The organism is Luteibacter sp. 621 (assembly GCF_050435445.1).
Classification (GTDB): Bacteria; Pseudomonadota; Gammaproteobacteria; order Xanthomonadales; family Rhodanobacteraceae; genus Luteibacter.
The window spans coordinates 126,738-139,792 of sequence record NZ_JBNDKI010000001.1; the positions used below are offsets into that span (position 1 = coordinate 126,738).

Consider the following 13,055-nt stretch of genomic DNA (forward strand, 5'->3'; position numbering starts at 1 on the left):
CAATCAGCCCTTATCGGTCAACCACACGCGGATCAGCGAAAGCAGCTTGTCCACATCCAGCGGCTTGGCGACGTAATCGCTGGCACCCGCCTGCAAGGCCTGCTGCTGGTCATCCGGCATGGCCTTGGCGGTAAGCGCGATGATCGGCAGCTTGTCCCAGCGACGTTCCTGGCGGATCCGTTGCATGGCAGTCAGGCCATCCATCACCGGCATCATGATATCCATGAGGACCAGTTCGTACGCACCCTGCCCCGGCTCGCTCGCGCTCGCGAGCATATCGAGCGCTTCCTGGCCGTTACGCGCGATGGTGACGAGGCAACCGTGCGGCTCGAGCACGTTCATGAGCGCGAATACATTGCGCACATCGTCTTCGACCAGAAGAATGCGCCGGCCCTCCAGCACCGCATCGCGATGCAGCGCCGCGCGGATCATGCCTTGCTGCGGCTCCGGCAGCTCGCTGACCACCTGGTGCAGGAACAGCGACACTTCATCGAGCAGGCGCTCCGGTGACTTCGCACCCTTGATGATGATCGAGCTCGAATAACGGCGCAGCCGCTCTTCCTCCATGGGCGAGAGCACGCGGCCGGTGTAAACGATGACCGGCGGGAAGGCATGGCCCTCGTTCGCACTCAGCGTTTCAAGCAATTCGAAGCCCGAGGTATCCGGCAGTGACAGGTCCAGCACCATGCAGTCGAACGCCTGCGCCTGCAACGCGGTAATGCACTCCGCCGCGGTCCGTGCGCCCACGGTCTCCACATCGGCCGTGGCGAGCAGATGGCGGATCGCATCGAGCTGCACGGCATCGTCTTCCACCACAAGCACGCGACGCGGGCGCTGCGACAAGCGCGCCTCGAGCGAATCCAGCGCGCCCGTCAGCGCATCGCGGGTGACCGGCTTGGTGAGGTAGCCCATCGCGCCCAGCGAAAGCGCCGTGCGTGAATGATCGGATGCCGATACCACGTGGATGGGGATATGCCGGGTGCGCACATCGTGCTTAAGAATATCGAGCACATACAGGCCCGATTGGTCCGGCAGGCCGATATCCAGGATGATCGCGTGCGGAAGGTATTCGCGAGCCATCGTGAGGGCGTCGTTCGCCGTGCGCGCGACGATGGCGCGGAAGCCCATGTCGGTCGCCAGGCCGCTGACGATCTCAGCGAAGGTGTGATCATCCTCAATGACGAGGATGAGGCGACCCTTCTCCGCGCCCAGGGGCGGCAGCGACGCCGGCGATGGCGCCGTAAGCCCAGGCGCGGCGCGCGTTACGGCCGGAGCCGCCGCGGGCGGCGCGGGCGCGGGCGCGGGCGCGGGTGCGTGCGCGTGCGCGTGCGCGTGCGGCGCAGCCTGCGCGCCTTCGAGCTTCGTGGCGATGGTGAGCGTGAATGTGCTGCCCTTGCCCGGCTCGCTTTGCACCGTGATTTCGCCACCGAGGCGCCGGGCCAGCTCAAGGGAGATAGAGAGGCCCAGGCCCGTGCCACCGTAGCGGCGGCTGATCGAGCCATCCGCCTGCTGGAACGCCTCGAAGATGCGCGCCTGCTGATCGGGTGCGATGCCGATGCCGGTATCGCCCACGGTGAAGGCCACCCGCCCGCCGCGTTCAGCGCGCACACCCAGCGTGACGCCGCCGGCCTCGGTGAACTTCAGCGCGTTGGAGAGGAGATTCTTGAGAACTTGCTCCAGGCGCTGGCGATCCGTCTCGATGATCGGCGGTGTGCCCGGTTCGGCCGCCACCGTGAACGTCAGGCCTTTCTCCGTCGCAATGGGCGACAACAAGGCTGACAGGTCATCGAGCAGTGCCTCGGTTTTCACCGGTTCGCTGCGCACATCCACGTGGCCCGCCTCGATCTTCGACAGGTCAAGGATATCGTTGATCAGCGTCAGCAGATCGGTGCCCGAGGTATGGATGGTGCGCGCGAACTTAACCTGTTCTTCAGAGAGGTTGCCGGTCGTGTTATCGGCCAGCAGTTTCGAGAGGATGAGCGCGGAATTGAGCGGCGTGCGCAACTCGTGCGACATATTGGCCAGGAACTCGGACTTGTACTTGCTGGCCCGCTCCACTTCGCGCGCCTTCAGCTCGGTCGCCTGGTTCGCGGCACGCAGCGCATCACGCTGCTGTTCGAGCTGCTCGGATTGCCCAGAGAGATGGGCGTTGGTCTGTTCCAGCTCCGCCTGCTGTTCCTCCAGCTCATGCTGGGATTCCCGCAGGGCGCGGCTCTGCTCTTCCAGTTCTTCATTGGAAACCCGCAACTCTTCCTGCTGGGCCTGCAGCGCCTCGGACTGGCGGCGGGTCTCTTCAAGCAGGCGGTTGAGCTCGGCGCGGTACGCCGCCGAGCGCAGTGCGATGGCGATGGCTGGCGAGGCTTGCTCGAGCAGCGTGACCGCATCGTCATCCACGGGCTGGAAAAAGCCGAGCTCCAGCACGCCCTGCACCATGCCATCGGAAACACCCGGCGCCACGACCAGGTGCCGCGGCTTGGCCTGGCCGAGACCCGAACCCACGGTGAAATAACCATCGGGGACGTCGTTCACGACGATGACGCGGTTCTCGTCCACCGCACGGCTAAGCAGGCTGCCGGCCGGCCGGGCGGTATCGCCCTGGCCATCGGGTGCCAGGCCCACCGCGCCGGCGCGAACAAATCGCCCATGGCTGGCGGTAAACAACGCGCCCGCCTCAGCACCGAGAAAGCCGGCCAGGAACGAGAGGATGCCGCCACCCAGTTCACTGGCATCCTTGTCGCCGGCCATGACGGTGGCCAGCTCGATCTGGCCACGTTGCAACCACGCATCACGCTCACGAGCCAGTGAATTACGCCGGATCAGCACGGCGATAAAGATCGTCAGGCCCACGCCAAGGAACGCACTGGCCGCGCCACTGGTAATGGCGGTGCTGTAGGCGCTCTCCATCTCGGCAAGGCGCTTGGCACGCAGATCGTATTCGACGGCGCGCATGGCTGTGAGCCGCGCGCGAATGTCATCCATGGCGGCCTTGCCGCGATCGGAATTGACCACCGGCAGGGCAGCCTCCAGGCCACGGTCGCGGCGGAGTTCAATCGTCTCACGCAGCTCGGTCAGCTTGTCGTTGATGCGCACGCCCAGCTCACGCAGGCGGGTCTGCTGGCCGGCATCGCCATCCAGCGCCACGCGGATGGCCTCGAGCCGGGCCGGGATCATGGCCAGGGCGGCGCGGTACGGCTCGAGGTAGCCGTCGCTGCCGGTCAACAGGTAACCACGCTGGCCGGTCTCGGCATCCTGGATGCTGGAAAGGACTTCACCAAGGCCGGCCACCGTTTCTTGCGAACGGATAACCAGCGCATTGTCGCTACGGATGGTCCGGATATTCGCGCCGGCGATGAGGCCGCTGCAGACGAAGAACACGATGACCAGCAAGAGGGCCAGGAGCATCCGGGCATCAGCCCCGGCGCGCTTCGAGGGACGTCGGGACTTGGGCTGGAGCGTCATGGAGACTCGGGCGGTGGGGGCAACTCCTCAATCTACCATGCGGCCGGGGGCAATCGAATGCACCCCGGCCACGCCACGCCTCAGAGTTTCGAACCGCCATCCACCGCCAGGCTTGCCCCGGTCACCCAGTGCGAGTCGTCCGATGCCAGGAAAAGCACCGCGCCGGTGATGTCGTCGGGCTGGGCCACCCGCTTCAGCGCCTGCATGCCAAGGGTGAACTGTCGCCCCTCGTCGGTACGCGCAAACTTCGACATATCGGTCTCGACCACGCCCGGGGCGATCGCGTTCACCCGGATGTCGCGCGGACCAAGGGCGGCGGCAAAGTGCTTCACCAGCGTTTCGGTCGCGCCCTTGGTCGCCGCATAGGCGGAGAGGTTGCCCACGGCCGAGCGGGCGGCAAGCGACGTGGTGAAGATGACCGAACTGCCCTTACACAGGATCGGGAGTAGCTGCTGTACCAGGAAATACGGCCCGCGCACGTTCACATCGAACATGGTGTCGAACTCGGCGATGGTCTGGTCCTCGATCGTGGCGGCCGTTGATACGCCAGCGTTATTGACGAGGATATCCAGCCGGTCACCGACGATGCTGCGCACGGCCGCCGCGAGCTTATGCGGACCGTCCGCCGTGCCAAGATCTGCACCGACAGCGCTGGCCCGACCGCCGGCCTGGGTAATCTCAGCCACCACGGCATTCGCCTCTTTCGGCGAGGCGCTGTAGTGGACGAGCACCTGTGCGCCCGCCTTGGCCAGCGTCAGGGCGATCGCGCGGCCAATGCCGCGGGAGCCACCGGTTACGAGGGCGGTCTTACCGGAAAGGGAAGTCATGGGAATCGCCTGCAACAAGGAAGTTGATGAAAGGCTACGCCGCGCAGCATGGGCGGCGGAAAGACTTTGTTTGCAGCGGTCCGATGCTTTCAAAGCATGGCCCGGGCAAGCCCGGCATCAGGCCTTGCTGCGCTGCCCCGCCGGACCGGCCTTGATGACCTGATCGATACACGCCAGGAAGGCTTGAAGGATGGGCGATGGGTTGTCCTTGCGGTAGCCCACCACGAGGTCGATGGTCGGCGGCTTGCCCACCAGCGGCCGGCTCACCACCGACCATGGCAGCAGCGGCTCCACATAGGCAGGGAGCAACGCCACGCCACCGGTAGACGCAACCAGCGACATACCCATGGCGAAGTTATCGATGTGGTGGCTGGGGGTCACGTCCACCCCGTTGCGCTTGAGGTAGTCATCGACGACATCACGCAACACGTGCGGCACATCGGAGAAGCCGACGAAAATCTCTCCCTCCAGATCGGCGGGGGCCACGCTCTTACGACGTGCCAGGCGATGGCTGCTTGGCAGGATGGCGACGAGCGGCTCCTTGGCGATGACCTGATACGTCACATCGGGCCGCGGCTCCACGCGCAGGAAGCCCAGGTCAATCTCGCCACTCTGCAATGCATCACCGACATCAGGCGAATACAGGCTCACCACCTTGAACTCGATCGTCGGCAGGTGTGCACGCAACACGCGCGTGACGTGCGGCAACCAGTCAACCTCCTGGCCGGTGAGGAAACCCACGGAGAACGTCTCCCGGGGCGGCCGCGCGGCACGACGGGCTGCCTGTATGGCCTCGGCCGCCTGGCCTACGGCAAGACGGGCGTGATCAAGGAACGCCTTCCCCGCTGGCGTCAGCTCGACGCCCCGGGCCCCACGCGAAAACAACGGCGTTCCTACTTCGTATTCTAGGTCGCGCAGTTGCCGGCTCAATGAAGGCTGCGCGGTATGCAGGCGCTTTTCCGCGGCGACGGTGAGGCTGCCCTCTTCGGCGACGGCGATGAAATAACGCAGGTGGCGCAGTTCCATGGATCCATGCCTGTCAGGTATGTCTGGACTACAAACAAAGTCTTTTTCATAGCGAAAGTCAAGGCGTAGATTGCGCTCCAAGGACGAAGCACCGGGAACCACCCATAACTCTGGGGAATACCTGAGGCGAGACGTCCGGGTACCTGTAGATCCCTCTCCCTGCTTGAAGGAAACCCCTCATGTCCCATCTCATCAACAAAACCTCGCTTGTAACCGGCGCCTCTCGCGGTATCGGTGCCGCCATCGCCAAGCGCCTCGCGGCGGATGGTGCCAACGTCGCCATCACCTATACCCGGGGCGCCGAAGCGGCCGCCCAGGTGGTGAAGGACATCCAGCAGGCAGGCGGCAAGGCCATCGCGATCCAGGCCGATGCGGCAGATGCAAACGCCGTGGCGGCTGCCGTCGAAAAAACGGTCGCCACCTTCGGTGGGCTCGATATCCTGGTTAACAACGCCGGCACCGCGATCCCCAAGCCGTTCGTCGAGTCCACGCTCGAGGAAATGGACCGTGTCATCGACATCAACCTGCGCGGCGTGTTCATCGCCACCCAGGCGGCGCTCAAGCACATCCCCGATAACGGCCGCATCATCACGATCGGCTCCTGCGTCGGCGAACGCATGGGTACGCCCGGCCTGGTGGCCTATGCCGCCACGAAGGGCGCGGTGAAGATGTTCACGCAGGGCCTGGCCCGTGAACTTGGCCCGCGCGGCATCACGGTAAACAACGTGCAGCCCGGCCCGATCGATACCGACCTGAACCCGGCGAACGACGAATGGGCCGCTCCGCAGATCGCCAACACGGCCCTGAAGCGTTATGGCCACGTCGACGATATCGCCGCCATGGTGGCCTTCGTGGCCGGCCCGGAAGCCGGCTATGTCACGGGCACCAGCCTGACGGTAGATGGCGGTACCAACGCCTGAAGCAAAACGGCCCGCCATCACTGGCGGGCCGTTCGCTGTCATGCGTGCATGGCTGGCGGCCTACTTGTTGCCACGTACCGTGAACGCTGCTTCCGCTTTCTGGCTTAGCGTGCCCAGTTCGAAGTGCTTACGGATCTCGCTGGCCCAGATCTGGGCAATCACCTTGTAGACCTCCTCGGTCGGATGCGCTTCATCACTCGTGGTGGTTTTGTAAGCGGCGAGCTGATCCTTCGGCGGTGCGCCGTAGCGCACTTCGATACCCGGAGGCTGGGCACCCTTGGTGAACCCGTACGAATCCAGGTTCTGGCAGACGTGGAACATCGGTGTGTAGATATCCACGATGCCGGCGGGTGTGGTTTTCGGGAAATGGTCCTTGATCTCCTTCGCCAGTTCGTGGCCAAACTCCAGGGACCCATTCGAGTAACCCACGACCTTGGCAGCCGCTTCCTGGCCGATGTAGCGCACGGCACTGTTGGGATCGGGCAGGTTGCCGAACAGGAACGCCGCATTGGGATCCAGCGCAATGATTTCCTGGCAGATCTGGCTCATCTGGTCCGCCACCGGCTTCATGTCGACCGGCGAGCGGTTATTCGTGACCAGATCGTTCAGGCCAAACCAGATCAGGTACAGGCCAGCGCCAGGCGCGGGGCCGTACTTTTTCAGGTCCTTCTTGTAGCGCTCGAACTGCTCGCGGAACGTACCCAGGCCAACGCCGTAGCGATCGGAGCCACCCATCGCGCCGCCTTCGGCATAGTTCGCGTAAAACACGGGGTTGCCCTGCGCCGAGCCGGCGCTGCTGTTCTGCGACCAGGTGAGATGCGGCAGCGCGGCCGCATCGGACGTGGCCTTGTTGGTGATGATCAGCGGCTGCCCGCCGGCCCACTCCCAGATGAAATCGGTCCAGTTGCGGTTATCACTGAAGCGGTTCACCTGGTTCGTGCGCATCTTGCCCAACAACGCGGCAAACGCGCCCAGCAGTGTATTTCGCTTCACGCCGATATCCGAAAGGCTATCGCCAAAAATAATGAGTCGCTTGATGGTGGTGGTCATGGCGCGGTCTCCCTTACTTCACTTCGAACTTGCGGTTGAGGGTGGTGCCACCGAAGCGGTAGCACTTGTTGTTCGGGCCTTCGAGGGCGACATTCAGGATCTCGCCCCATGGCGCCCATACCAGGCCGGTCTTCGCCCAGGCCTTCAGGCGCAGGTTCTGCGCATCGCCGGGGATATCCTTGGTGAGCGACCAGCCCGCGGTTTGCTGGCCTGACTCCCATTTCTTCTCGACCATGTTTCCGTGCTCATCACCCTCCCGCCACGTCACTTCCGCCTTCGCCACATACGCGCCACCGTGCTCGAACTTGACGAAACCATTGGGATAACGAATGCACTGGGTTTCGGTGTAGTCCGTGGGGAAACCCATCGTCGCGAAGCGGTTGTCCTTCAGGAACGCCACCTGGTACGCCACGGGCAGGCCGGGGTTGTCACGGCGGTACGTCGCGCCCTTCTGGATGTACTCACGCAGGCCCTTCATCGCCTGGTCGGCATCGCCCTTGAACACTTCCAGGGTCGTTTCGGCGCCGCCACCGATAGCTACGACACTGAAGGTCGAGTTCTTGATGATCTGGCTGTACTTGCTCTCGAGGTTGCCACCCGCGGTGACGCCACTTGAGGTTGCCTGCTCGAAAGCTCCCTTCAGATTGGCTGTTGTATCGACGGCGCTGGTCTCCATCTTCACCATCAGCAAGCGGCCGTAATCGACACTGCGCACGTAAGCCGGCGGGTGGCTGCCGTTGAAGGCCGCACGGGCTTCGTCCTCCGTCACGGAGCTGGCGAACACGCCTGCGGCCGAGCCCGGCACATCCATCGTGACGGTGTAGAACACCTGCTTGAAATACGCGACGACGACGGAGCGCTCGGTGTTGCTCGTCGTGCTGAGCTGGGATGACACGTTGCCGCCTGCCCACTTGGCGTGGAAGCCGAGATCCAGGGCGGTCTGCTCGGTGGAATGCGACTGGGTTACCTGCATGAACGAGCGCGCGGCGTTCACGTAGCCATCGCGGCTCGCGATCTGGTTCCACGCCTCCAGTGCCGAGGTCACGTAATCCTGCACTGCGGAACCGGTCGGGACGACGGACTTGTGCGCGTCCGGCAAGCCCGGCAAGTCGATCGAAAGCACGCACTCACTACGCGCCAGCGCCAGCGGGGTCGGGTGGCCTTCCATCAGGTCTTCGTCGGCCAATACCAGCGCACCCGGGAAGATGACGCCAGCGGCCGGGCTAAGGATGGCGACTTCGGAGAGGTTCTTGCGCAGGTTGGTCTTTGTCTTGGTGCAGATCACCACGGCATTCGATTGCGTGGTGCGCTCCTTCAACGGCACGGCCTGCGTGGCCCCATCCGCCACCACGCTCAAGAGCACCCTGGGGTCGTAGGAAAGGCCGGAAATATAGTCAGCGATACTCATAGGAATCCTCACGTTGTGTGACATGAGTCCACTGGGTGTCCTGCCCCTTGCGGCCACCTTCCCAATGAACGGATACGGGTACGCGTAGCGCCCCCTTGAAGGGCACTATCGCGACAACGTGAGATGGGCCATATCGGGAAATTCCCGATTTATGGCGTGCATTTTCCTTGCAGGTTGCGCCGGCTACGCGAGCCCGCGACGCTCCCGCCGGGTTGTGTAAAGCGCTTTATCCGCCTCGGCCAGCGTCGCTTCGACGGTACGGCCCGGCAGGTGCTCGGCAATGCCCGTTGTGAATCCGCACGGTGCAGCCTCTGCTGCCGCCTCGAGCCGGCTTGCCATGCGTTGCGCATCAGCCATGCGGCCGCCTGGCTGCAGGATCAGGAACTCGTCACCACCAAGGCGCACCACGATATCGGCTGCCCGAGCGTGCGCGCGGAAAAACGCCGCCATGCCGATCAGCACTTCATCACCGCGCTGGTGGCCGAGCGTGTCATTGATCAGCTTGAACTTATCCAGATCGAGCGTGACGCACGACCACACGCCTTCCCGGCCACCTTCATCCATGAACGCAGCGAGATAACGCCGGTTGTGACATCCCGTGAGGGCATCACGCAGCGACCATTCACGCAGCCGTGCCTCCTGCCGGACCTGGTCAGTAATGTCCTGGGCATGGCCCAACACCTGCAGTTCGCCATCGAGCGTGTCGGTGACGTTGTGGTACTGCCACACCCGGTGCGAACCGTCGGCGGCAATGAAACGCAGGCGGCCCGCGTCAACGCCGCGCGCGCGAATGCGCGCGAGATACGCAGGCACGCGCGGCGCGTCGTCAACCGGCATCAGCTCGGCGATGGCGCGCCCGATGAGCTCCGACTCAGCAAAACCCAGCGAGCGGCATGCCGCCGGATTCACGGTCAAAAGCTGGCCCATGAGATCGTGGGTGCAGATAAGCCCCAGGCTGTAGGTAAACAAGCTCCGGAACCGGCGCTCACTGGCGATCAGCGCATCGATGTCGCGCCGCCTCTCGGTAATGTCCTGCAACGCGCCCACCAGGCGCGAGGCCTTGCCGGCACGTTGTTCCACGGTGCCCTGGGCACGCACCCAGATCGGCCGGCCGGCGGCCGTCGTCAGCGGTAGCTCGATGTCCCAGCCCTCGCCATGCTCAATGCCGCGCATGACCGCGGCCTCGAGGACCGCTCGGGCGCCTGGTGCGTAATAGCTGATGGCTTCATCCAGCGTGGGCTGGTGATCTGGCGGCAGGTCGTGGATCCGGCAGGTCTGTGCTGTCCAGGTTAACGTCCCGCTATCGAGGTCGAGCTTCCAGCCACCCACCCCGGCCACCTGGCCGATGCGATCAAGGAAATCCTCGCTGGCGGCCAGGCGATCACGCAACGCAAGTTCCTGCGGCTCGTGCGACGGCGATGGGCCGCAGCCGGAACCCTCCGTGGGCACCCCATGATCTGACATGCTGCACTCCGGCTCTCGCTTCCCCGGGGCGGAAGCATGCCGTGGTAACCGCGCTTACGCTAGGCCACCCGGGCTTACGGGCGCCGTTGGCCGCTGATGCCGGAGAGCAGGAGATTAATCCCCGCGAGGAAATCCGCGCGGTCGTCGTGCAGCGGGAGCTGCGCGGCCACGCTGACGGTGAACGGGAACGCCTGCGCATCCAGCCCAGCCCATGCCTGTGCCATCTCACCGAGGAACGCCTGCCGGTCGATCTCGCGCGTCGTGGCGAAGGCGGTATTCGCCGCGTTCTGGCCACCGACGCCGAGGATGTAACTCAGCAATGCGTTGGTCGTAGCCCACTGCGATTTCGGCGGAACGCCCATCGCGACCACCTGCTGGCCAAGGCGCTCCATGATGCGCACCACGGGAAGTTGTCCCGGCGCCCTGGCCAGGGCTGAGCCAACCCACGGGCGGCGGTCGATCTCATCAAACAGGCCCAGCGCGATAGCGCGGATCCTTGCCTCGGGCGTCTTGCCAGCGACACCCACCTCGAGCACGGCCGCCACCACCGAATCGCTGGCCGCCAGCAGAAGATCGCCTTTGTCGGCCACGTGCCAGTAGATGGCACCGGCACCGGTAGCCAGGCGCTCGGACAGCGCGCGGAAGGTCAGCCCGGCATCACCCAGGCTATCCAGCAGCTCGATCGATGCTTCGATGATGCGCTCGCGGGACAAGGATTCCCCGCGGCGCGCGGACGGTTTCGGCTTGGTAGGCATACGACGATCTTGACACAAATGGAACATCGTTCCAAGATGACTGGAACAGCATTCCACAAAGGACCGCCATGACCGATCACATCGCCATCATCGGCGCCGGCCTCGGCGGCCTGGTGCTCGCCCGCGTCCTCCACGTACACGGCATCCAGGCCACCATTTATGAAGCCGAAGCCTCGCCCACGGCACGTGCGCAGGGCGGCATGCTGGATATCCACGAACGCGACGGCCAGCTCGCCCTTAAGGCCGCCGGGCTCTACGGCGAGTTTGTCAAACTCATTCATCCCGGCGGCGAGGCCACCCGCGTCTTCGACCCCGCAGGCAATCTGCTCTTCCACAACGATGACGATGGCACCGGTGGGCGTCCCGAGGTCCCCCGTGGGGCACTGCGCCAGATGCTTATCGACTCCTTACCGGCCGGCACGATCCACTGGGGCATGAAGATGGCAGGCGTCACTCCGCTCGGTGACGGTCGCCACCGCATCGCATTCGCTGACGGAGCAAGCACGGTCGTCGATCTGCTGATCGGCGCCGACGGCGCGTGGTCGAAAGTGCGGCCCCTGCTTTCCTCGGCAAACCCCGTCTACGCCGGGCTCTCTTTCGTGGAGACCTACCTGCACGACGCCGACCGCACGCACACACCCAGCGCCACGGCTGTCGGGGCCGGCGGCATGTTCGCGCTCGCCCCCGGCAAGGGCATCATGGCGCACCGTGAACCGGGCGCCGTGTTGCACGCGTACATCGCGCTCACCCAGCCCGATGCGTGGTTCAGTGCTATCGATTTCACGGACGCGCCAGGCACCCGCGCCACGATCGCCGCGGAGTTCGAAGGCTGGGACCCCGCGCTTCGCGCCCTGATTACCGACGGCGAACCGGCGCCCATCCTGCGCCGCATCCATACCTTGCCCGCGAATCACACATGGCATCGCGTACCCGGCGTGACCTTGATCGGCGATGCCGCCCACCTGATGCCGCCGTCCGGAGAGGGAGCCAACCTCGCCATGATCGATGGCGCCGAACTTGGACAGGCGCTCGCTGCGCGTCCCCACGACAAGGAACAGGCACTCGCGGCATTCGAACAAACCATGTTCCGCCGGGCGTCAGCCGCCGCCGTCGATGCCGTCGCGCTTCTGGCCACGCTGTTTGGGCCTGCCACGCCGGGAAGCCTGGTGGAGATGTTCGGGCCGGCGCTCGCTAGATCTTGAGTACCGTTTTTCCCGCATGCGCCCTGCCCGCTGCCTCGCGGAAAACGCGTGGTGCATCATCCAGCGGATGAACGGCATCGATCTTGACCTTGATCCGGCCGTCGAGCACCCAAGAGGCCAGTTGCGAAAGCTGGCCGGGGTTCGGGCTGACAATGAACCACGCGGCTTCAATACCCAGGTCGCGCGCACGCTCGGGTGACGGCGCATCCTCTGCTTCCCCCGAGATCGTCACCAGCGTGCCGCCCCGGGGCACGATGGCCCAACTGCGCTCCAGCAGATCGCGCCCTACCGTATCGAAAACCAGGTCGATACCGCCCACCACGTTTTCAAAGCGCTGTGTCGCCGTATCGACCACCACATCCGCGCCGAGCGACGTGCAGAGCGCGACAGCCTCTTCGCCTCGCGCCGTAGCGATTACGCGAGCCTTGGCGCCCTTGGCGATCTGGATGGCAAACGTGCCTACCGCACCGGCACCGCCATGGATGAGCACGGTCTGCCCGGCACGTAAGTGACCGTGGTCAAACAGGCCTTGCCACGCGGTGAGCGCGCCGATCGGCAGCGTCGCCGCATCCACCGCGCTGATGCCCTCGGGCACCCTCGCGATTTCGCTGGCCAGTACGCAAGCCAGCTCCGCGGCGGCGCCGTTGCGCCAGAAATCGATGAGCCCAAAGACGCGATCGCCCACGGTGAAGTCATGATCGCCTGCCGCGGCATCCACGATGCGGCCCGCGAACTCGTGGCCGATGATGACCGGCAGCGGCCGCGGCCGCCCATCAGGCAACGGACCGGCGCCGTTGGTCACCCAATGCGGCTCACCAAAGGTCAGCCCTACCGCTTCGACCGCGACGATCAGGCCGCGCAAATCTGCATCCGGGTCGGCCGTGTCGCCCACCACGATCGAGAGATCACCATGCTGCGCATCCGCGATCCATGCCGCCTTCATG

At 64.8% G+C, this 13,055-nt stretch carries 10 protein-coding genes; 2 read left to right on the plus strand and 8 right to left on the minus strand.

What is annotated here, in order from left to right; genetic code table 11:
* Positions 1–3: 3 nt before the first annotated feature.
* The 3 genes from ABIE56_RS00625 to ABIE56_RS00635 all read right to left on the minus strand — a co-directional run bounded on the left by ABIE56_RS00625 (position 4) and on the right by ABIE56_RS00635 (position 5,312).
* A complete protein-coding gene (locus tag ABIE56_RS00625) occupies positions 4–3,402 on the minus strand; it encodes a response regulator (RefSeq protein ID WP_429241892.1) in 3,399 nt (1,132 codons plus the stop codon).
* 137 nt (positions 3,403–3,539) lie between these two features.
* Entirely contained in the window at positions 3,540–4,286 is a 747-nt protein-coding gene (locus ABIE56_RS00630) for an SDR family NAD(P)-dependent oxidoreductase (RefSeq protein ID WP_429241893.1), read from the minus strand.
* A gap of 117 nt (positions 4,287–4,403) precedes the next feature.
* On the minus strand, positions 4,404–5,312 hold the full coding sequence (locus ABIE56_RS00635) for a LysR family transcriptional regulator (RefSeq protein WP_429241894.1): 909 nt from the start codon (positions 5,310–5,312) through the stop codon (positions 4,404–4,406).
* 179 nt (positions 5,313–5,491) lie between these two features.
* Here ABIE56_RS00635 and ABIE56_RS00640 point away from each other — a divergent pair, with 179 nt between their 5' ends.
* A complete protein-coding gene (locus ABIE56_RS00640) occupies positions 5,492–6,232 on the plus strand; it encodes a 3-oxoacyl-ACP reductase family protein (RefSeq protein WP_429241895.1) in 741 nt (246 codons plus the stop codon).
* Between the two features lie 60 nt (positions 6,233–6,292).
* Here the strand turns inward: ABIE56_RS00640 and ABIE56_RS00645 are convergent, their stop codons facing one another.
* The 4 genes from ABIE56_RS00645 to ABIE56_RS00660 form a co-directional block, all read right to left on the minus strand.
* Positions 6,293–7,282, minus strand: coding sequence for an SGNH/GDSL hydrolase family protein (locus ABIE56_RS00645; protein ID WP_429241896.1), 990 nt, complete (start codon positions 7,280–7,282; stop codon positions 6,293–6,295).
* Between the two features lie 13 nt (positions 7,283–7,295).
* Complete coding sequence (locus ABIE56_RS00650) at positions 7,296–8,690, minus strand: thiol-activated cytolysin family protein (protein ID WP_429241897.1); 1,395 nt, start codon at positions 8,688–8,690, stop codon at positions 7,296–7,298.
* A 183-nt stretch (positions 8,691–8,873) separates the two neighbouring features.
* Positions 8,874–10,154 carry a sensor domain-containing diguanylate cyclase gene (locus ABIE56_RS00655; RefSeq protein ID WP_429241898.1) on the minus strand — a complete coding sequence of 427 codons (1,281 nt, stop codon included), beginning with the start codon at positions 10,152–10,154 and terminating at the stop codon, positions 8,874–8,876.
* A 74-nt stretch (positions 10,155–10,228) separates the two neighbouring features.
* Positions 10,229–10,909 (minus strand): TetR/AcrR family transcriptional regulator, encoded by a 681-nt coding sequence (locus ABIE56_RS00660; protein ID WP_429241899.1) that lies wholly within the window; start codon positions 10,907–10,909, stop codon positions 10,229–10,231.
* A 68-nt stretch (positions 10,910–10,977) separates the two neighbouring features.
* On the opposite strand from ABIE56_RS00660, the gene ABIE56_RS00665 reads away from it, so the two are divergent.
* The gene (locus ABIE56_RS00665) at positions 10,978–12,111 is read left to right on the plus strand and encodes an FAD-dependent oxidoreductase (RefSeq protein WP_429241900.1); all 1,134 of its coding nucleotides are present in this window, start codon (positions 10,978–10,980) and stop codon (positions 12,109–12,111) included.
* Here ABIE56_RS00665 and ABIE56_RS00670 read toward each other — a convergent pair.
* Complete coding sequence (locus ABIE56_RS00670) at positions 12,101–13,054, minus strand: NADP-dependent oxidoreductase (RefSeq protein ID WP_429241901.1); 954 nt, start codon at positions 13,052–13,054, stop codon at positions 12,101–12,103. The two genes, ABIE56_RS00665 and ABIE56_RS00670, sit on opposite strands and share 11 nt — an antisense overlap.
* Between the last annotated feature and the right edge of the window lies 1 nt (position 13,055).

Bases quoted from the DNA above. Each gene is read 5' to 3' on its own strand.
- ABIE56_RS00670 (WP_429241901.1), bottom strand. From the start codon at position 13,054: ATGAAGGCGGCATGGATCGCGGATGCGCAGCATGGTGATCTCTCGATC.
- ABIE56_RS00630 (WP_429241893.1), bottom strand. From the start codon at position 4,286: ATGACTTCCCTTTCCGGTAAGACCGCCCTCGTAACCGGTGGCTCCCGC.
- ABIE56_RS00650 (WP_429241897.1), bottom strand. From the start codon at position 8,690: ATGAGTATCGCTGACTATATTTCCGGCCTTTCCTACGACCCCAGGGTG.
- ABIE56_RS00645 (WP_429241896.1), bottom strand. From the start codon at position 7,282: ATGACCACCACCATCAAGCGACTCATTATTTTTGGCGATAGCCTTTCG.
- ABIE56_RS00625 (WP_429241892.1), bottom strand. From the start codon at position 3,402: ATGCTCCTGGCCCTCTTGCTGGTCATCGTGTTCTTCGTCTGCAGCGGC.
- ABIE56_RS00635 (WP_429241894.1), bottom strand. From the start codon at position 5,312: ATGGAACTGCGCCACCTGCGTTATTTCATCGCCGTCGCCGAAGAGGGC.
- ABIE56_RS00660 (WP_429241899.1), bottom strand. From the start codon at position 10,909: ATGCCTACCAAGCCGAAACCGTCCGCGCGCCGCGGGGAATCCTTGTCC.
- ABIE56_RS00655 (WP_429241898.1), bottom strand. From the start codon at position 10,154: ATGTCAGATCATGGGGTGCCCACGGAGGGTTCCGGCTGCGGCCCATCG.
- ABIE56_RS00665 (WP_429241900.1), top strand. From the start codon at position 10,978: ATGACCGATCACATCGCCATCATCGGCGCCGGCCTCGGCGGCCTGGTG.
- ABIE56_RS00640 (WP_429241895.1), top strand. From the start codon at position 5,492: ATGTCCCATCTCATCAACAAAACCTCGCTTGTAACCGGCGCCTCTCGC.